This is a genomic window from Streptomyces sp. NPDC048172, from assembly GCF_043202595.1.
GTDB lineage: Bacteria > Actinomycetota > Actinomycetes > Streptomycetales > Streptomycetaceae > Streptomyces.
In genome coordinates, this window is record NZ_JBIDAT010000009.1 from 89,800 (window position 1) to 108,275 (window position 18,476).

15 protein-coding genes are annotated in these 18,476 nt (G+C 75.0%); 12 read left to right on the plus strand and 3 right to left on the minus strand.

Annotated elements, in window-relative coordinates; translation table 11 throughout:
• Window positions 1–25: 25 nt before the first annotated feature.
• Window positions 26–940, minus strand: a complete 915-nt coding sequence (locus ACGF3A_RS34290) for a DUF2867 domain-containing protein (RefSeq protein WP_393734352.1) — start codon at window positions 938–940, stop codon at window positions 26–28.
• 44 nt (window positions 941–984) lie between these two features.
• On the opposite strand from ACGF3A_RS34290, the gene ACGF3A_RS34295 reads away from it, so the two are divergent.
• The 8 genes from ACGF3A_RS34295 (at window position 985) to ACGF3A_RS34330 (ending at window position 13,014) form a co-directional block, all read left to right on the plus strand.
• Window positions 985–1,593 (plus strand): TetR/AcrR family transcriptional regulator, encoded by a 609-nt coding sequence (locus ACGF3A_RS34295; RefSeq protein ID WP_393734353.1) that lies wholly within the window; start codon window positions 985–987, stop codon window positions 1,591–1,593.
• A gap of 286 nt (window positions 1,594–1,879) precedes the next feature.
• Window positions 1,880–4,120 carry a serine/threonine-protein kinase gene (locus ACGF3A_RS34300; protein WP_393734354.1) on the plus strand — a complete coding sequence of 747 codons (2,241 nt, stop codon included), beginning with the start codon at window positions 1,880–1,882 and terminating at the stop codon, window positions 4,118–4,120.
• A gap of 35 nt (window positions 4,121–4,155) precedes the next feature.
• Window positions 4,156–6,255 carry a PQQ-binding-like beta-propeller repeat protein gene (locus ACGF3A_RS34305; RefSeq protein ID WP_393734355.1) on the plus strand — a complete coding sequence of 700 codons (2,100 nt, stop codon included), beginning with the start codon at window positions 4,156–4,158 and terminating at the stop codon, window positions 6,253–6,255.
• A gap of 33 nt (window positions 6,256–6,288) precedes the next feature.
• Window positions 6,289–8,583, plus strand: coding sequence for a PQQ-binding-like beta-propeller repeat protein (locus ACGF3A_RS34310; protein WP_393734356.1), 2,295 nt, complete (start codon window positions 6,289–6,291; stop codon window positions 8,581–8,583).
• 161 nt (window positions 8,584–8,744) lie between these two features.
• The gene (locus ACGF3A_RS34315) at window positions 8,745–9,326 is read left to right on the plus strand and encodes a DUF1707 domain-containing protein (protein ID WP_393734357.1); all 582 of its coding nucleotides are present in this window, start codon (window positions 8,745–8,747) and stop codon (window positions 9,324–9,326) included.
• Between the two features lie 259 nt (window positions 9,327–9,585).
• Complete coding sequence (locus tag ACGF3A_RS34320) at window positions 9,586–12,204, plus strand: DEAD/DEAH box helicase (protein WP_393734358.1); 2,619 nt, start codon at window positions 9,586–9,588, stop codon at window positions 12,202–12,204.
• Window positions 12,205–12,254: 50 nt separating this feature from the next.
• Window positions 12,255–12,473 carry a hypothetical protein gene (locus ACGF3A_RS34325; protein WP_393734359.1) on the plus strand — a complete coding sequence of 73 codons (219 nt, stop codon included), beginning with the start codon at window positions 12,255–12,257 and terminating at the stop codon, window positions 12,471–12,473.
• 85 nt (window positions 12,474–12,558) lie between these two features.
• The gene (locus ACGF3A_RS34330; protein WP_393734360.1) at window positions 12,559–13,014 is read left to right on the plus strand and encodes an SRPBCC family protein; all 456 of its coding nucleotides are present in this window, start codon (window positions 12,559–12,561) and stop codon (window positions 13,012–13,014) included.
• Between the two features lie 24 nt (window positions 13,015–13,038).
• Here the strand turns inward: ACGF3A_RS34330 and ACGF3A_RS34335 are convergent, their stop codons facing one another.
• Window positions 13,039–14,499 (minus strand): amidase, encoded by a 1,461-nt coding sequence (locus ACGF3A_RS34335; protein ID WP_393734361.1) that lies wholly within the window; start codon window positions 14,497–14,499, stop codon window positions 13,039–13,041.
• 96 nt (window positions 14,500–14,595) lie between these two features.
• Between ACGF3A_RS34335 and ACGF3A_RS34340 the strand changes: the two genes are divergently transcribed.
• From ACGF3A_RS34340 to ACGF3A_RS34350, 3 genes are all read left to right on the plus strand, one after another.
• Window positions 14,596–15,186, plus strand: a complete 591-nt coding sequence (locus tag ACGF3A_RS34340; RefSeq protein WP_393734663.1) for a TetR/AcrR family transcriptional regulator — start codon at window positions 14,596–14,598, stop codon at window positions 15,184–15,186.
• Window positions 15,187–15,266: 80 nt separating this feature from the next.
• The gene (locus tag ACGF3A_RS34345; protein ID WP_393734363.1) at window positions 15,267–16,040 is read left to right on the plus strand and encodes a phosphotransferase; all 774 of its coding nucleotides are present in this window, start codon (window positions 15,267–15,269) and stop codon (window positions 16,038–16,040) included.
• 52 nt (window positions 16,041–16,092) lie between these two features.
• On the plus strand, window positions 16,093–16,293 hold the full coding sequence (locus ACGF3A_RS34350) for a hypothetical protein (protein ID WP_393734364.1): 201 nt from the start codon (window positions 16,093–16,095) through the stop codon (window positions 16,291–16,293).
• 30 nt (window positions 16,294–16,323) lie between these two features.
• Here the strand turns inward: ACGF3A_RS34350 and ACGF3A_RS34355 are convergent, their stop codons facing one another.
• Window positions 16,324–17,388: an aldo/keto reductase gene (locus ACGF3A_RS34355; RefSeq protein ID WP_393734365.1), complete on the minus strand. Its 1,065-nt coding sequence runs from the start codon at window positions 17,386–17,388 to the stop codon at window positions 16,324–16,326.
• Window positions 17,389–17,523: 135 nt separating this feature from the next.
• Here ACGF3A_RS34355 and ACGF3A_RS34360 point away from each other — a divergent pair, with 135 nt between their 5' ends.
• The gene (locus ACGF3A_RS34360) at window positions 17,524–18,378 is read left to right on the plus strand and encodes a helix-turn-helix transcriptional regulator (RefSeq protein ID WP_393734366.1); all 855 of its coding nucleotides are present in this window, start codon (window positions 17,524–17,526) and stop codon (window positions 18,376–18,378) included.
• The last annotated feature ends 98 nt before the right edge of the window (window positions 18,379–18,476 follow it).

Below are 18,476 nucleotides of genomic sequence, written 5' to 3' on the forward strand. Positions count from 1 at the left end.
TACGCGCGCCGCCCGCCTCTCTCCCTTACCGGACCCGGTTCCATTCCCGCTCCCCCGCGCTCGGCGCGGCGAGCGCGAGGCGGCGGTGCGTACGGCGCAGCATGAGCCGGACCATGAGGGGGTGGACGCGCCGCACGAGCGCGAAGTAGAGCCGTCCGCCCGCGTGGTGCGTACGGACGACCGTGCCGAGGGTGACGCGGCCGTCGGCGACGAGGACCGAGGCGCGGAAGTCGAGATGCCGGGCGTCCTTGCCGAGCAGGATCTCCCGGTCCTCGTGGTCCCGGCCGAGGACGGGGAACGCGCCGCGCAGCACCCCCTGCCACGCCTCCGGCCGCTCGGGCATGCCCGGCTGGATCTCCAGCTGCCAGGCGTCCTGGAAGTCGGTGCGGGGGAAGGCCGCGCGGGCGAGCCGCGCCTCGGCGGGGAGGTCGACGGCGCGGGCGCGGGGCCAGGTCAGCCGATTGAACAGCCGTACCCGCAACGGCCGTTGGAAGGGGGCGCCGGAGACGGCGCCGGTGGCCGCCCGTTCGACGTTGTCGAGCATCTCCTCGACGACCGCGCCGTGCACCGCCTTGATCACCGCCTCCCAGAGCAGCCGCTCGCCCGCGCCGAACCGCTGCTCCAGTGCGTGCTCCACGTGGCAGCGCTCGGCGTCGAGCGCGCGTATCCGGATCTCGTGGAACCCGCCCGAACCGTCCGTGAAGTCGAAGCGGATGCGGCGGCCCGGCTCGTAGGCGCTCACGCGGTAACGGACGAAGCCGTGCCCGCCGTCGGCGCCCACACCCAGCGGCCGGTCGAAGCGCATCGGGGGCCACACCGGCGTGGGGAAGAGCGGATCGTCCTCCCCGCCGATGCGGTCGAGCAGGGCCGCGACGGTGTCGAGCGGAGCCCGGACCACGCGGGTGTGGACGTCACGGACCTGCCCCTTGAGGGAACCCATGGAAGACCTCCATACGGGTGCGTATGTTTTCCATACGGTACCGTATGGTCATGGCACGAGGCTCCTCCCCCACCCCCCACCGCTCCCCCGGCACGCGTCGGCGGCTGACCGCGCAGGACTGGGCCGCCGCGGCCCTGACGGCCATGGGCGAGGGCGGCGGGCTCGCGGCCGTCTCCGTCGAGGCGCTGGCCACCCGCCTGGGAGCCACGAAGGGCAGCTTCTACTGGCACTTCGCCAACCGCGACACCCTGATCCAGGCCGCGCTGGAGCGCTGGGAGCGGCTCGACACCGAGGCGGTGATCGACTCCCTGGAGGCCGAGCCAGACCCGGAGAAGCGGCTCCGCTCACTGCTGCTCCGGGCGACCGACGCGGCCGCCGAGGACCCCCTGGAGCTGTCCCTCCTGGCGAACGCGGCGCACCCCGCCGTCGCCGCCGTCCTCGGCCGGGTGACCGAGCGCCGCATCGGCTATGTCACCGGCCTCTTCCGGGAACTGGGCTTCTCCGGGACCGAGGCGGAGCGCCGCGGACTGCTCTCGTACTCCGCCTTCCTCGGCCACGCCCAACTGGGCCACTCCGTCCCGCGATCGCTGCCCGCCGGCGCCGCGCGCGACCGCTACCTCGACGCGGTCATCGACACGATGCTGAAGCGGTAGCCGTAGCCGTAACCGTAGGGGGAGGGGCTGGGGGCTCCACCATGTCCGCCGCCTGTGGGCACGGTGTTTCGGGCAGCGCCGAAACTCCTGGAGATGGCGCGTGAAGGCGGCGACCATGGCTCCAGCGGTGCGCGTGCCTCCTCATGGGGGAGTGAGGAGGGCCGCGCACCGCCCGGGGGGGGCGAGCGGATGAGGGGGAACGCATGCGGGGGATGCGTACGGCGGGGAGCGGGCCCGGCGGGGACGGCCCGTCCTGGGGGATGACGCGGTGTCGGGTGTGCCGGGTGTGCCGGACGTATCGCGGCAGGCTGTCGGGCCCGGGCGGATCGGCCCGTATCTGATCGTCGGCACGCTGGGAGAGGGCGGCATGGGGGCCGTCCATCTCGGCCGGGACCCGTGGGGGCGGGCCGCGGCCGTGAAGGTGCTGCGCCCCGGGCTCGCAGGGGACCCGGAGATGCTGCGCCGCTTCCGGCGGGAGGCGGACACCGCGTCGGCCGTACGGGGGCCCGGCGTAGCGGCCGTACTGGCGCACGAGCTCGACGGTGCCACGCCGTGGATCGCCGCCGAGTACCTCGCGGGGCCCACGCTGCACGGCGCCCTCCGTACGGCGGGGCCGTTCGCCGAGCCCGCGCTGCGCGCGCTCGGCGCGGCGCTCGCCACCGGCCTGACGACCATCCACGCGGCGGGGCTCGTCCACCGCGACCTCAAGCCGGGCAACATCGTGGTCACCCGCGACGGTCCCCGCATCATCGACTTCGGCATCGCCCGGCCCGAGTACGGGCTGACGCTCACCGCGCCCGGCAGCGTCGCCGCGACGCCCGGCTACGCCCCGCCCGAACAGGTACGGGGCCACCGCACCGGCCCGGCGGGCGACGTCTTCGCGCTGGGCGCCGTCCTCGCGTTCGCCGCCACGGGACGCCCGCTGTACGGCTCGGGCCACCCGGCGTCCGTCCACTACCGGGTCGTCTACGAGGAGCCCGAACTGGACGGAGTTCCGGCGCCGTTGGTGGAGCTCGTCCGCGCGTGCCTCTCCCACGATCCGGCGGTACGGCCGCGTCCCGGCGGGCTCGTCGAGGCGTTGGCGGACGGGGGTGGGGCTGGGGCGTCGCCGCCCTGGCGTACGGGCGTACTGGCCGCGGAGATCGCACGGCGGGAGAGCGAGGCCGCCGAACTGCTGGCTGACGCAGGGCCGTTGCCGCCCGAGGGACCGCCGTCCGGCACCGGGGCGTCGCGGCGCCAGGTGCTCGCGGTGGCCGGTGCGGCGGGGGCCGTCGCCGCGCTGGCGGGCGCCGGGTGGGGAGCCTGGCGGCTGAGCGGCGGGGGTGGCGAGGGCGGCGGCGGAGGTACGGAGACGTCCGCCGCGGGCGTACCGGTGGCCGGGCCGGTGCGCCGGAAGGCGGACGGCGCGGCACCCGCCCCGCTCTGGCAGGCCGACGGCCTCCGCGCGGACGGCCCCGGGCCCGTCGTCGCGGGCCGCGTGGTCGCCGCGGCGACCGGGCGCGGACTCGCCGCCTGGTGGCAGCACACCGGGAAACGGGCCTGGCTCTGGCACTGGCCGGACGGCGACGGCCCGAACGCCAACGGCTCCGACAGTGCACGCGGAGCCGTTCCCCCGGCCCTCCTCGGCGCCGCCCCGCCCGGCGGACCGTTGCTCTGCGTGACCGGCGGGGGCCGGATCACGGCGCTCGACGCGCGGACGGGCGAGCGGAGTTGGAGCACCCGGGAGGCGGACGCGCGCGAGGTGCTCGCGGTGGGGTCGGCACGCGCGTACGTCCTCGACGGCGAACGCCGCGTCCGCGCCCTCCGGCTGTCCGACGGCGCCCCGCGCTGGCGCGCCACCGGACCCGTCGGGGGAAAGGGGCGGGTGGCGGCGGCGCTCGCGGGCGGCAGCCTCCTCGTCGTCGGCGCGGAGGGCGAGGCCGTCGCGCTGAACGCGGAGACCGGGAAGGCCCGCTGGCGGCGACGGCTGTGGCAGCCCTCGGACGCCCGCCGCGCGGGCCACCCCGGCGCGGGCGCGCTCGCGCCCGCCGCGTTGGCCGAGGGGCCCGGCGGGTCGGGCGGACCCGGCGGATCCGGCGGGGCGTTCTGCGTGGGCGGCCGCGAACTCGCCGTGCTCGACGCGCGCGACGGCTCCGCACGGTGGACCCGGCCCGCGCAGGACGTGCTGTGGGGTGCGCCCACGGTCGCGGCGGGGCGCCTGTACGTCTCCGGCGGCGACCAGCTCACCTGCTGGGACGCGGGGTCCGGACGCCAGCGGTGGACCGCCGAACTGCGGCACAGCGCCCTCCCCCAACTGCCCGCCGTCGTCCTCGGCCACGCGCTCTACGAGGCGCTGGGCGCGGTGCCCCTCGGGGCGGACGACACCCGGGTCTCCGACGCGGGCGTCGCCACGGTGGACATCCGCGACGGCTCGCACGCCTGGACCCTCTCCGACGACCGGCCGGTCGCGGGCTGGCACCTGGCGGGGGCCGCGGGGCGGGTCTTCGTACGGCGGCGAGGGGCGCTGCGCGCGATGCCGGTGCTGTGACGGACGAGGGACACAGGACACAGGGGGTGTGGTCCGTGAGAACGGGGACAGAACCGGGGACAGGGAAAGACCGCGGCGCTGCACAGGGCGACGGCGGACCCGACACCGTCGCGCGCTACCGGGTGCTCGGCCCCCTGACCTCGGCGGGCGGCGAACAGCGCTTCCTGGCGCGCGACCCGCGCACCGGGGCCCTGGCCGAACTGACCCGCGTCGAGGGCGACGACGGCACCCTCGCCCTCACCGAGTCCGCCGAAGCGCTGCGCCGCGCGGCCGGGCCGGGTGTGCCGCTGGTGCTCGACACCGTACGGGGCGCGGACGAAGGCTGGCTGGTCAGCCCGTACGTGCCCGCGCTCACCTGCGCCGAGGCGGGCGCGCTGATGTACGGCGGGCTGCCCGCGCGGACCGTACGCGCCCTCGGCGCCGTACTGGACGCGGCGCTCGCCCGGCTGCACGCCACCGGTACGGCGCACGGCGCGCTCGCCGACGACGGCGTACTGCTGCGCGGCGACGGCCCCTGCCTCACCCGGCCGCGCCCCGAACGCGGCGGCACGTGCGAGGGGGACCGCGCCGATCTCGCCCGGGTGCTGGGCCAGTTGGCGTCCGGACCGCTGGACGGGGCCCCCGCCGACGCCCCCGCCGAGGCGTCCACGCCCGTAGCCCTGCCCGCGCGCCTCGTCGGCGCGCTCGCCCAGCAGACCGAACGGGCCCTCGCCCTGGAGCAGGACGACCCACCGCCGGAGCGGGAGCCGGAACCGGTATCGGAGCCGGACACGTTCCCCCTCGACACCGCCGCCCCAGGCCCCCGTACGCCCGCCCGGCGCACCCTCCTCGCGGGCGCCGTCGGCGTGCTGGCCGGTGCGGGCGGCGTCGCCGCGTGGGTCGGAGGACGCGGCGGCACGGCGGCGCTCACCGGGTCCCGCGACCGCGACGGGGACCGGGGCCGGGACGGGGCCGCCGGGCACCGCGTGCCGCGCGGCACCGCTCCCCCGGCCCTGTGGCGGTACGACGGCCCGGCGCCCGGCACCCCGCACCGCCAGGACCAGGTGCTCACGGACGTGGACGCCGACCGCGTGTACCTCGTCGAGCCCCCGTACGTCACCGCGCTGCGGCTCTCCGACGGCAGCCGGGTGTGGCGGCGGGACGACACCGGCATCCAGACGGGCGGCCTGCGTCCGCTCTCGGAGGGGACGCTCGTCGCCGTACGGCGGGGGCGCCTGCTCGGCCTGTCGGCGGGGACCGGTCGGCAGCTGTGGGAACGCCGCGTCGAACTGCCCACCGGGTGGGGCGAACTGGAGCTCGTGGGCGTGGAGCGAGGTTCCGACGTCGTCCACCTGATGGCGGACGACCTCTCCCAGGGCCGCTCGACGCCGACGCCCTCCGGCCTCAAGGTGCGGGTGTTCGCGTACGACACGCGCCGCGCGGCCGTCCGCTGGGAGCACACCTTCTCCGCGCCCCGGCGGACCAACGTCGGCTTCGGGCCGCTCGGCGAGGACGGCCTCCTGCTGAGCGTCGGGCAGGGGGACGAGGGCATCGAGCTGAGCGGGCTGTCGTCCTCGGACGGCACCCGCACCTGGCGGCACACCCACCGTTGGACGGCGGACCGGCTCCGTTCCTCCGACGCCAACGCGTGGTCCGACGCCGCGTCCCGGCGTCTCCTCTGCTCCGCCGAAGGCCGCCTCTACGGCACGTCCTTCACCTCGACGGCGGGCCCCCGCTGGACGACGGACCTGCGCGACGACAAGGAGCACCCGGGCCCGGCGGCCCTGCACATCGCGGGCACGCGGGCGCTGCGCGGCAGGCGGCGCACGCTGGTGGTGACGGACCCGTACCAGACGGTGTACGCGGTCGATCCGCGTGACGGACGCGAGCTGTGGCGGCATCTCCTGGAGCGGGACCGGACGTTCCCGGCCCGCAAGGACACGCGGGCGCCGGACACGGCGGCGAGCACCGCGTGGCGGGGCAGACCCCTGCTCGTGGGGGGCCGCGAGGGCGTCACGGCCCTGGACCCGCGTACGGGCGTTCCGCTGTGGCGGTTCCGGGCGGCCGAGGAGACCACGGTCTGCTCCACGTTCGCGGCCGGGCGCCTCGCCCTCCTCGCCGCCTCCGGTTCCGTCTACGCCCTGCGCCTCGGCTGAGGCGACGTCGCCCGTGAGGAGAGCGAAAGCCAGATGACCGAGAACGTGGATCAGACGGGGCGGACCACGGCGTACCTGCCGGGCCCCCTGCTCGCCGGGGACCCCGAAACCATCGCCGGGCACGTGCTGCTGGGCCGCCTCGGCGCCGGGGGCAGCGGCACCGTGTACCTCGCGCGGACGCCGGGCGGCCGTCTCGTCGCCCTCAAGTCCCTCCACCCGGCGGGGGCGGAGGACCCGTCGGCGCTCGCCCGGTTCCGCCGGGAGACGGAGGCGGTACGCGCGCTGGGCACGCTCCCCTGCTTCCCCGAGGCCGTGGCGGCGGGGACCGAGGAGAGCCCGGACGGCCCCGGCCCCGGCCCCGGGCGGCCGCCCCGCCCCTGGCTGGCGACGGCCTATGTGCTCGGCCCGTCGCTGGCGGCGGCCGTACGCGCGCACGGCCCGTGGCCCGAGGAGGCGGTACGCACCCTGGGCCGCCACCTGGCCGCCGCGCTGGCGGCGCTGCACGGCGCGGGGCTGGTGCACCGGGACGTGAAGCCGTCGAACATCCTGCTGTCGCCCGCGGCACCACAGGTGATCGACGTCGGGGTGGCGGCGCTCGCCGAAGGGGACGGCGCGCTCCTCACCGGCACGGGCCAGCACCCGGGCACGCCCGCCTACATGGCGCCGGAGCAGACCGGGCACGCGGCATCCGCATCCGGCGAGGTGGGTCCGGCGTGCGACGTCTTCGCGCTGGGCGCCGTACTGACGTACACGGCGACCGGCCGCCCGCCGTACGGCGAGGGCGAGTCCGGCGAGGTGCTGTACCGGCTCACGCACGAGGAGCCCGAACTGACTGCGGTGCCGGAGGCGCTGCGCCCCCTCGTCGCCGCCTGCCTGGACCGGGATCCCGGACGCCGCCCCGCCCCCGCCGAGCTGGCGGAACGGCTCGGCGGCGCCGCCTGGTTCGGCGGCGGGCTCCCCGCACCGGTGCTGGCCGACCTCCAGGCGGGCACGGCGCGGGCGGGCACGCTGGGCGTACGGCGCACCGCCGAGGACACGGCACCCCTCCCCTCACCGGGCGGCGGGGGTCGTATCACCCGACGCCGCGCGCTGGCCGGTGCGGCGGCGCTGGCGGTCGGCGGCGCGGCGGGGGCCGCCTGGCTGCTGCGCCCCGCCGGGGCGGAGGGCCACCCCGGCGGCCCCTCGACGCCCGCCCGGAAAGGCGGCAAGCTGCCCGGCGGCGCGCCCCGGCCGCTCTGGACGCGGCGGGCGAAACTCTCCCCCGCCTCGGGCCCCTTCGCGGTGCTCGGCGACACCCTCGTGGTGTCCGGCGACGACGACGCGCTCCTCGGTCTGGACCCGCGCCGCGGCACGCTGCGCTGGCGCCGCGAGGTGGCGGCGGGCGGCCTGGCCGTCGCGGGACGGGTCGTACGGGCGGGGGCCTCCCCCGTCACACGGCTGGCCGTCGTGGAGGCGGCGGACGGCCGCACCTGGTACACGGAGGATCTCGGCGCCGACTTCTCGTGGATGAACGAGGCCGTGTGCGCGGCGGACGGCGACACCGTCTACGCCGTCGGCCACGACTGGGTCGCGCACCGCGAACGCGCCCGGAAGCACCCCGTCGAGAAGCTGGACCGCTTCCTCGTCGCCTACGACCTCCGCGCGCGGCGCCGCCGGTGGCGCGTACGGCTCGCCCCGAGCGAGAACGGCACGGCGGTCGCGGCGGCGGGCTCCGGCATGCTGGTCCTCCTGGAGACGGACGCGGTCACCGCGTACCGGGCCCGCGACGGCTCCCGGGCCTGGCGCCGGGAACTCAGCACGGAGGCCGTGGAGAAGGACAAGGTCTTCAAGGACACCGACCGCGCGGTGACGGTCGCGGACGGCACGGTGGTCGTGACGGGCCGCGGCGTCCTCGTCCTGGAACCCCGCGACGGCCGCACCGTCTGGAGCCTCGACCCGGAGGAGACGGGCAAGGGCATGCCGGGCAAGCCCCTGTACGGGCGCGCGACGGTCCACGACAGGACGGTGTACGTCGTCATCCTCGGCCGCGAGATGTTCGTGACCGAACGCGACCGCCGCAAGATGCGCTGGCGGTGGCAGACCTCCGTACTCCTCCAGCAGCCCCCGGGCCAGGCGCCGTTGCTCGCGGGCCGGTACGTCTTCCCCCCGGCGGACGGCGAAGCGGCGGTCATCGCGGTCGACCGCCGCACCCACAAGACAGCCTGGACCCTCCCCACCTCGGGCCCCGGCCGCAACGCCACCCACCTCACCACCCACGGCACGGGCCGCACCCGCACGCTGTACGTAGCGGACTCGGAGTCACTCCGGGCACTCCCGCTGGGCGATTAGCCCCCGGGCCCGTATGGCCGGGCTCCGTACGGCGCTATACCGTGAGGACGCGCGACGTACGGATCAGGACGGGCCGGGACGGGCCAGGACGGATGGAAACGGACAGCATGCCGGGAGACACCTCACCCGCCCGAAAGCCCAGCGGTGCCGGGCAGGAGCCCGTGTTGCGGGCCTCTCACGCGGACCGGGACCGGGTGGTGGAGGCGTTGCGGATCGCGGCGGGCGAGGGCCGGCTGACCACGGAGGAGCTGGAGGAGCGCGTCGAGGCCGCGCTCTCGGCCCGTACGGTCGGCGAACTGGCCCCTCTCACCGCCGACCTGCCCGCCGTGTCGGTCTCCACCGGCGCGACCGTGGCGGAGGTCGAGGACGTGGTCCGCGTCGAGCAGCGGTTCGCCCCGGTGGAGCGCACGGGGCGCTGGGTGGTGCCGCGGAGGCTGGAGTTGGTGACCGAGTGGTGTGAGGTGACGCTCGACTTCACGCGGGCGGTCGTCACGCAGGACACGCTCGTGATCGACATGGCGATGCGCGGCAAGACCCTGACTCTCGTCACGGGCCCGGGTGTCGTGGTCGACACGGACGCGCTGGCCCTGGAGCACTGCAAGGTCAAGCGGCGCGAGGACGACGACCCCGACGCGCCGGTGACGCTACGGGTGCGGCTGACCGGCAAGAAGACCTTCGGCGGCGTCGTCGTACGGCCCCCGCGGCGCCCCCTCGGCGAGCGCCTGCTCGGCCGCCGCTCCTAGGCGTGTCCGGCGAACCTTGGTTGCCCTTTGCTGTGGCCACTGGGCAGGGGCTGCCCCTACCTGTCTGTCGCAGGCTGCGGGTTGTAGGTGGTTGCTCGCGCAGTTCCCCGCGCCCCTGACGGGGCGCTCCGAGGAGCGCCCCGTACCTCCAGAGGGGCGCGGGGCAGCCCCTGCCCAGCCCTCAGTTGAGGGCAACCACGATCCGGCGGGCGGAGGGAAATCGGGGCTTCGGGTGCCGTCCGCGCCGTAGGGTTCTCGCGTGACGAGCGACGAACGAACGGTGGCGTACACGGAGATACCCGACTTCGAGCAGAATCTCGCGGATTTCGACTCGGCGAGATTCACCCGGCTCCGGCCGGGTCAGCGCCAGGTGCTCGCGGCGTATGCGGAGCAGCACCTCGACGCCAGGGATCTGGCCGTCGAGATGCCCACCGGCGAGGGCAAGACGCTGCTGGCGTTGCTGATCGCCGATCACGCTCTCTCCCGCGGATGGTCGGTGGCCTACCTGACCGGCACCCGGCAGCTCGCCGAGCGGGTAGAGGAGGAGGCCGAAGCGCTGGGGCTGGAGATCGTCCGTTTCGCCGCGGGGCAGTACGGCGGCGCCGGACTCGACGACTACCACCAGGCCCAGTCCGTCGGCGTCATGAACTACTGGGTCTACTTCAACAGCAACCCCGTCCCGAAGCCCGCCGATCTGGTCATCTTCGACGACGCCCATCTCGCCGAGCAGCCCCTCAGCGGCTTGCAGACCCTGCGCATCCCCGACAAGCCCGGTCCAGCTCGCCGGCTCTACCAGGCGGTCTGCGAACTGGTGGTGGCGCACACGGACGCGTATCCCGGTCTGCGCGCGATGCTCGACGGCACCGCCCAGCCCGGCACGCCGCCCGAACTGCTCTCCTTCCGGGACTGGGACGCGATCGCGGGCCCGGCGCGCGACGCCATCGAGGCGTCGCCCCTCGTCACGGAACGCAAGCGCAAGGACGAGGCGATGTACGTCTGGCCCACCGTCCGCGACCACCTCACCCAATGCGGCGTCCTCATCGGCCCCTCCGGCATCGAGATCCGCCCCTACCACCCGCCGACCGCCCTCAACAGCCAGTACAGCCGGGCCAGACAGCGCGTCTACCTGTCGGCCACCCTCGGCTCGATGGACGACCTGCAGCGCCGGATCGGCGGCGGACCGGTCACCCGCCTGACCACCGCCGCGCCGCTGCCGTCCGGCGAGACGGGCGAGCGGCTGCTGGTGCTCAACCCCGGCGCCGAGAGCCCCTCCGACCCGAAGGTCCTCGGCTGGGCGCTCGCCCAGGCCCGCGCGGCCGGTGGCCGGGCCGCCTGGCTGTGCGCGGGCCACGCGGAGGCCGACACCCTTGAGGAGACCCTCACCGACCGCGGGGAGCAGGTCTACCGTCTCCGTTCCGGCGACGACGCGATGGTCGAGACCTGGAGCGGCGCCGCGAGCGGACACCTGATCACCGCTGGCCGCTACGACGGGCTCGACCTCGCGGGCGACCTGTGCAAGCTGGTCGTCATCACCTCGGTCCCGCAGGCCAGCAGCGAGTTCGAGCGGTTCGTCGTCGCGTATCTCGGCGACGCCGGTTTCATGCGCCACCGCGTCGGCCAGCGGGTCACACAGGCGCTGGGCCGCGCCAACCGCGAACGGACCGACCGCTCCCTCTACCTCGGACTGGACCCGAGCTTCGCCCAGATGCTCGCCGACCCGGCGGTCCGCAGGTCGATCCCCGCGGGCACCGAACCCACCGTCCGCGCCGCACTGGAGACCCACGAACAAGGCTGGGAAGGCGCGCTACGGGCCTGCGCCGCCTTCTGGGAACCAGAATCGGCCGCCGCGGAGGCGGAAGCCGCCTCCCCCACGGGCCCGCGCCGCAAGGCCCGGCCCGGCCGTGGCTCCGGCGGGAGCGGTGCGGTCTCCAGCGCCGAGGCCGAGGTGTTCGCGGCGACCGACCTCTGGCTGGGCGACCACGCGGGAGCGGCCCGGAAGGCGGGCGAGGCGGCAGCCCAGCTCACCAAGGCCGGAGAGACCGAGCACGCGGCGTTCTGGCGCTACGTGGAGGCCCACGCCCGCTACGACCGAGGGCGGCCCGAGGACCGGGCCGCCGCGCGCAGGGCGTTGGAGGACGCCATCGCGGGCGGCCCCCGGACCGCCTGGTTCCGCCGCCTGGCGCGCGACATCGCCGACCTCGAAGGCTCCGGGCACACCGCTGACGACACCGACCGGTTCTTCCTCGCGTGGGACGAGTGGCGGCGTGAAGCCGGTGCCCGGCTCGACCGTGTGCTGTCCCAGGGCCGCGCTCTGCTCGTCGGCAGCCACGATGAGCAGTGCGAAGGGCTGATCATGCTGGCCCGCCTCGTGGGTGCCGGTGGCGAACGCCCGCCGAAGAAGGAGCAGAGCGCCACGGACTGCCGGTGGACCTGGTCCACGAGCAAACGGGCCGAGCGCCGGGTCTGGGAGGTCAAGACCGCCCCGGAGGGTGAGCCTCATCCGCTCAGCCGCGGCGACGTGAACCAGTTGCTCGGACAGATCGAGGTCGCGACGAGACGCTCCGCGAAGACCCGGGTCCTCGGCTGCCTGCTCACTCCGGCGACGGCTCCCCAGCACGACGCCGCCGAAGCGGCTCACGACAGGATCGTGCTGGTCAACCACGGCGCGGCGGTGAGGCTCTACGACGCGCTGGCCGATCGCCTCCGCCAGTACGACGCGCTGTGCGGTGACAACGACGCCGAAGCACGCGGTACGGCCCGCACGAGGATCGAGGCGCTCCTGCCCCAGGAAGACGACTGGCTGGGCAAGCTCCTCGCGCCCTCCCGCGGACGGCTCGTCACCGCGGACGACGTGAGCGCGATCTTCCCGTCGACGTGAAGGCGCACGGCGGACGGCACGGCGGACGGGGCGCTCAGGGGGTGCCGCACATGAGGCTGTGGGCGGGACGGCTGCTCTTCTCGCTGCTGTACGGCACGACGGCGGCCGTGGTCTGGTCCCTCGTCCGCGGCGAGTGGGGAGCGGATTCCGTCGTGTACGGGGTCACCCTCGCCGTCGCCGGTGCGGCGCTGCAACCGGTGCTCGGCCGGTGGCAGCGCCGGATCCGCGAGGTGGACGAGGAGAACCTGCGCCGGGCCCGAGGGGAGTGATCCCCCGCTCCTTCGCCGAGGTGCGGGCGTACGGGAGGGTCGTTACGTTTGCTCAGGGGAGGCAGAAAGAAGGAGCGTGGTCGGCGTGGCACGGAACCGGCGCCTGATCCTGAGCCCGCCGTCCGAGGTCTGGGACCTGCTGGCCGACGGTCACCGGTACGGGGAGTGGGTGACCGGCACTCAGTCCGTGCTCGCCGCCGACCCGCACTGGCCCGAGGTGGGCGCCCGGCTGCGCGTACGGGTCGGCGTGGGGCCGCTGACGTTCGACGACACCTGCGTCGTCCGTATCTGCGAGCCCCGGCACCGCCTGGAGCTGGAGGCGAAGGCGGACCCGTTCGGCGCGGCCCGTATCGCCATGAACCTGATCCCCTGGGGCGACTGCACCCTCCTCATCCTCGAATGGCACCCCCTGCGCGGCCCCGGCACGCGGATGCACGGGCTGCCCGTGGACTACGTCGTGGCGGTCCGCAACGGCATGATGCTCACGAAGTTCGCCCGGATCGCGCTCCGCGAGCACGGCATGCTCGGCCAGAAGACCTGACCCCCGGCCGAGGAAGAGCGCCCGTCAGGCGTCCGCCGTCCCCGCCCACACCCCGGGCGTACGGCCCGACCACGGGCTCGCCTCCTCCAGTTGCCCGGCGAGCCGGAAGAGGAGGTCCTCGCGGCCGTGTCCGGCGGCGAACTGCATGCCGACCGGGAGCCCCGTCGCGGGGTCGGCCGTCACCGGTACGGACATCGCGGGGGTGCCCGCGACGTTGAACGGGAGGGTGAACGGCGAGCGGTCGGTGAGGCGTTCGATCCAGCCGAGCCCGTCCAGCGCCTCCCCGCCCTCCGCATACGCTCCCAGGCGCATCGGCAGTTCGGGCAGGGTCGGGGTGAGCAGGACGTCGTACGAGTCGAAGTCCCGTGCCAGGCTCCGCGCGACCCGGTTCCGCATCCCGAGCGCGGCGGCGAACTCGGCGCCGCTGACGCGCTGTCCGTACCGGTAGCCCGCGAGGGTCTCCTGTTCGAGGGTCGAGGTGTCGACGGGGCGGCCGGTCGCGGCGGCCAGTCCGTCGATGAGGGCGGTGAGATTCACCGTCGAGAGCCGGGCACAGGCCAGGACGAACTCCTCCCAGCCGACCCCGAGCCCAGCCGACGTCTCCGCCTCCACCTCCTCCACCCGGTGCCCGAGCGACGTCAGCAGCCGTACGGTGCGGTCGAGCGCCTCGGCCACCGGCGCGGCCGTGCGGCGCCCGCCCCACCCCTGCGCGAGGACGCCGACGCGCAGCGGCCCCGGTCGGCGCCCGACCTCCTCCGCGTACGGCCGCGAGGGCTGCGGCGCCGCGTAGGGGTCGCCCGGCTCCGGGCCGCGCATCCGGTCGAGCAGTACGGCGCTGTCGCGCACGGTACGGCTCACGCTGCCCTGCACGGCGAGGCCGCTGAGGACCTCGTCGGCCCCGGGCCCCATCGAGACCCGGCCGCGCGTGGGCTTGAGCCCGAAGAGGCCGGTGTACGCGGCGGGGATGCGCAGCGAACCGGCGGCGTCGGTGGCGTGCGCGACCGGGACCGCTCCGGCGGCGACGGCCGCCGCCGCTCCCCCGCTGGACCCGCCCGCGCTCAGCCCCGGGTCCCACGGGTTGCGGGTCGGGCCGTGCGGCGCGGGCTCGGTGGTGATGCTGTTGGCCAGCTCCGGTGTCGCCGTACGCCCGAACGTCACGAGCCCGGCGCGGCGGAAGCGCCGCATCACGTACGAGTCGGCGTCGGCGACATGGCCCGCCGCGAGGCGGCTGCCCAGCTCCGTGCGGCGCCCGGCCATGGCGACGCCGATGTCCTTGATCAGGAACGGCACCCCGCCCAGCGGCCCGGAGGCGGGGCCCGGCTCGTCGTCGGCGGGCCAGGTCTCCACGACGGCGTTGACCCGCGGATCGACGGCCCGTACGGCCGCGCGCGCGGCCTCCTCCAGCTCGGCGGGGGTCACCTCGCCCCTGGCCACCAGCTCCGCGAGCCCGACCGCGTCGAAGCCCACGTACTCGGAAACTCTCACTGTCACTCACTCCCGGGGAACGAACGGTACCGTCTGGTCCCGCGTGATACCGATCGGTATCACGCGGAACCGACTGGTACCGTAGCAGCCGTGACACTGACCACGGGAAGACCAGCCGGAAGGCCGAGCAGGGTGGCGAAGCTGCCGCCCCGGGAGCGCGTCCTCGACGCCGCGGAAGAGCTCTTCCAGAACGAGGGGATCCAGCGGGTGGGCGTCCAGGCGATCGCCGACCGGGCCGGGACCACCAAGATGGCGATCTACCGGCACTTCGCGACCAAGGACGAACTGGCCGCCGAGTGGCTGCGGATCGTCGCGGCGGACTACCGGGCCGCCTTCGACCGCGTGGAGGCCGAGCACCCCGGCAGCCCCCGGCAGCAGATCCTGGGCCTGGCCCGTTTCATCGCGGAGGGGCTGCCGGAGATCTCGTACCGGGGCTGCCCGTTCATCAACTCCCTGGCCGAACTCCCCGACCGCGCCCACCCGGCCCGGCAGGTCGTCGAGCGGCACAAGGCCGAACAGGCCCGCAGGCTGGGCGCCATGTGCGCGGCGGCCGGGCTGCCCGACCCCGAACAGGCCACCGCCGAGATCACCTTCGTCCTCGAAGGCGCGCTGGTCAGCATGCAGAACGGCAGCGTCGACCGGGTCGCCGAGCGCGTGCTGCGGAGCGTCGAGCGGATCCTCGGCTGACCGACCCGGTCCGTACACGCGTCGGCGGTTGGCCGGTACGCGCGTAGGGGCGGACGCCCCGCGCGCGGTACAACCGGCTCATGACCGAGGAGCGGCTGCCCGGCGGCAGGACCGTGGGGGCCGTACGGATCGGGGACACGGTCCACCGGCCCGTACAGCCCTGGACGCCGACCGTGCACGCGGTGCTGCGCCATCTGGAGTCCGTGGGCTTCACCGGCGCGCCCCGGGTGCTGGGCCTGGACGGCGAGGGCCGCGAGATCCTGACCTATCTCGCGGGCGAGAGCGCCGGGGAGGACCTGCCGTGGCCCGCGTGGGTGTACTCGGACGCGGCGCTGGCCGACGTGGGCACGTGGGCCCGGCGGCTGCACGACGCCACGGAGTCCTTCGTGCCGCCGCCGGACGCGCGCTGGCTCGCGGGGGTGACGTGGCGGCCCGGCCTGGTCGTCGGCCACCACGACGCGGCGCCGTGGAACGCGGTGTGGCGCGAGGACGGGCTCGCCGGGTTCTTCGACTGGGACAGCGCCGGGCCCTCCTCGCGCGAGGTCGACCTGGCGTTCATGGCGCTGACCTGGGTGCCGCTGCAGGCCCGCGGCCTGGCGGAACGGACCGGGTTCACCGCGTTCGAGGACCGTTCCCGACGCCTGCACCTGCTGCTCGACTCCTACGGCTACGAGGGCGACCGTACGGCCTTCGGCACGGCGGTGACGGCCCGGGCCCGTATGCACGCCGACGTCGTCGACCGGCTGGCGGCCGCGGGCGAACCCGGCTACACCCGGCCGGGCCCGATCGCCGCCGACCTGCGCCGGGCCGCCGACGAGGTCGAGGCCCTGCCCGCCTCGTTCTGGTCCCGCTGAACCGTCTGCGAGCATGGCGCCGACCCTCACACGCACACGAACGGGGTGGACCATGCTCGTGCTCCTGCTGTCCGTCGTCCTGCTGCTCGTCATCGGCGGCTGCGTCTGCGTCGTCTGGACGGCCCGGGGCGACGCCCCGCGCTGGGCGCGCGGCGTCGCCAGGGTGACGCGGCTCGGCAGCGACGTGACCCGCAGCGTCACGCCCCGGAACTCCCGCTCGCAGCAGAACAGCAGCAGCAGCGCGGACGAGTAGGCGCTCCCCGGCGGAGCCCGGCCGGTCAGCTCACCGGCGCGGTTCGAACGTCATGTCGCCCCGGGTCGTGTTGCGGATGTGGTCGCTGGCGAGCATGTCGTGCGGGAAGCCGAGCGAGGGCGCGCTCGCCTCGTCGAGGCGGGCCAGCTGGGAGGGGGTGAACTCGACGTCCAGGGCGCCGAGGTTGTCCTCCAGCTGCGCGGGGGTACGGGCGCCGATGATCGGTGCCGTCACGCCCGGGTTGCGCAGCGTCCAGGCCAGTCCGACCTGCGCGGGCGTACGGCGCAGCTCCGTGGCGACCTCCTTCACGGTGTCGGCCACGGTGAGGTTGCGCTCGGTGAGCTGACCGACGGCGAGGTTGAAGCTCTTGCGGGTGCCGTCGCCCGCGTCGGCGTTCGCCGCGACCAGGTCCTCGCGGCTGTACTTGCCGGTGAGCACCCCGCCCGCCAGGGGCGAGTACGGGACCACGCCCAGCCCCATCTCGCGCGCCATGGGGATCAGGTCGCGCTCCCCGCCGCGCTCGATCAGGTTGTACTCGATCTGCAGCGCGGTCAGCGGCGACCAGCCGCGCAGGTCGGCGAGCGTCTGCATGCGCGACACCTGCCAGGCGGGGGCCGCGCAGATCGCCACGTAGAGGATCTTGCCCTGCCGGACCAGGTCGTCCATGGCGCGCAGGATCTCCTCGACCGGCGTCGTGAAGTCCCAGACGTGCAGGTAGAGCAGGTCGATGTACTCCGTGTTCAGCTGCCGCAGGCTCGCCTCCACCGAGGTGGACAGGCTCTTGCGGCTGCTGCCCGCGGAGTTCGGGTCGCCGGGCCTGCGCAGCGTCGTGTACTTCGTCGCCAGCACCAGGCTCTCGCGGTTGTCGCGGGTGAACTCGCCGAGCATGCGCTCGGAGGTGCCGTCGGTGTAGGTGTTGGCGGTGTCGATGAAGTTGCCGCCGCGCTCGACGTAGAGGTCGAACAGCTTGCGTGCCTCGTCCTTCTCGGCTCCCCAGCCCCATTCCGTACCGAACGTCGCCGCGCCCAGTGCCAGCGGGGAGACCCGCAGTCCCGAGCGGCCCAGCAGCCGGTACGTGTCGAGGGTGAGCGGCATCGTGTCCTCCTGTGCTTGTGATGCGTGTGATCCGTGCGATCCGTTGCCGGGATCAAGGCTGTGACAGCCGCGCACAGGGGGTAAGGGAAAGCGGATCCTGGGAACGCCGGTCCCACCCTGATTGTTGGACCAGGCATGACGACCTCCACAGCCCCCGCCGTCTCCCCCACCGTGGACACCACGCACGAGCTGGCCGCGTTCCTGCGGACCCGGCGCGAGCGGCTCGACCCGGGCGCCCTCGGCCTGCCCGCCCGCCGCCGGAACCGCCGCACCCCAGGCCTGCGCCGCGAGGAGGTCGCCGAGCTGGCGGGGGTCAGCGTCGACTACGTCGTCCGGCTGGAGCAGGGGCGCGGCCTGCGGCCCTCGGCGGACGTGCTGGAGGCCCTGGCACGGGCCCTGCGCCTGGCCCCCGCCGAGCGCGCCTATCTCTTCGACCTGACCCAGCAGCGTCCCCGTAAGGAAGAGAAGCCCGCCACCGCGGCGGCGCCCCCGCTGGCCCGGCTGGTCACGGACCTGTCGCCGCTCCCGGCCATGCTGATGAACCACCGCTACGACATCCTGGCCTGGAACCACGAGATGACGCGGCTGCTCCTGGACTTCGGCACCCTGCCCCCGGCGCAGCGCAACTCGATGTGGCTGTGCCTGATGCACCCGGAGGTCCGCGAGTTCTACGTCGACCGGGAACGCGTCGTTCGGGAAGGGATCGCCCACCTGCGCGCCGCGTGGGCCGCGCATCCGGAGGACCAGGCGCTGACGGACCTCATCACCGGATTCCTCGCCCAGGACGAGGAGTTCGCGCGCCTGTGGGCCGAGCGGGACATCAAGGTCAACGGCCGCGGGCACAAGCTGATCCGGCACCCGGAGGCCGGGACGCTCGGCGTCCACTTCGAGGTGCTGATGCCGCTCCAGGACCCGGACCACCGCCTGGTCATCTTCCGCGCAGCGGACGAGGAGAGCCAGTCGGCCCTGGACCACCTCTGCGCCGACTGACGGCTGACGACTGACGGCTGACGACTGACAGCCCGCGAGGGAACCTTCGTACGCCTCCCTTGCGTCTACACCGGTGTCGAAACAACGCGAGAGAGGCG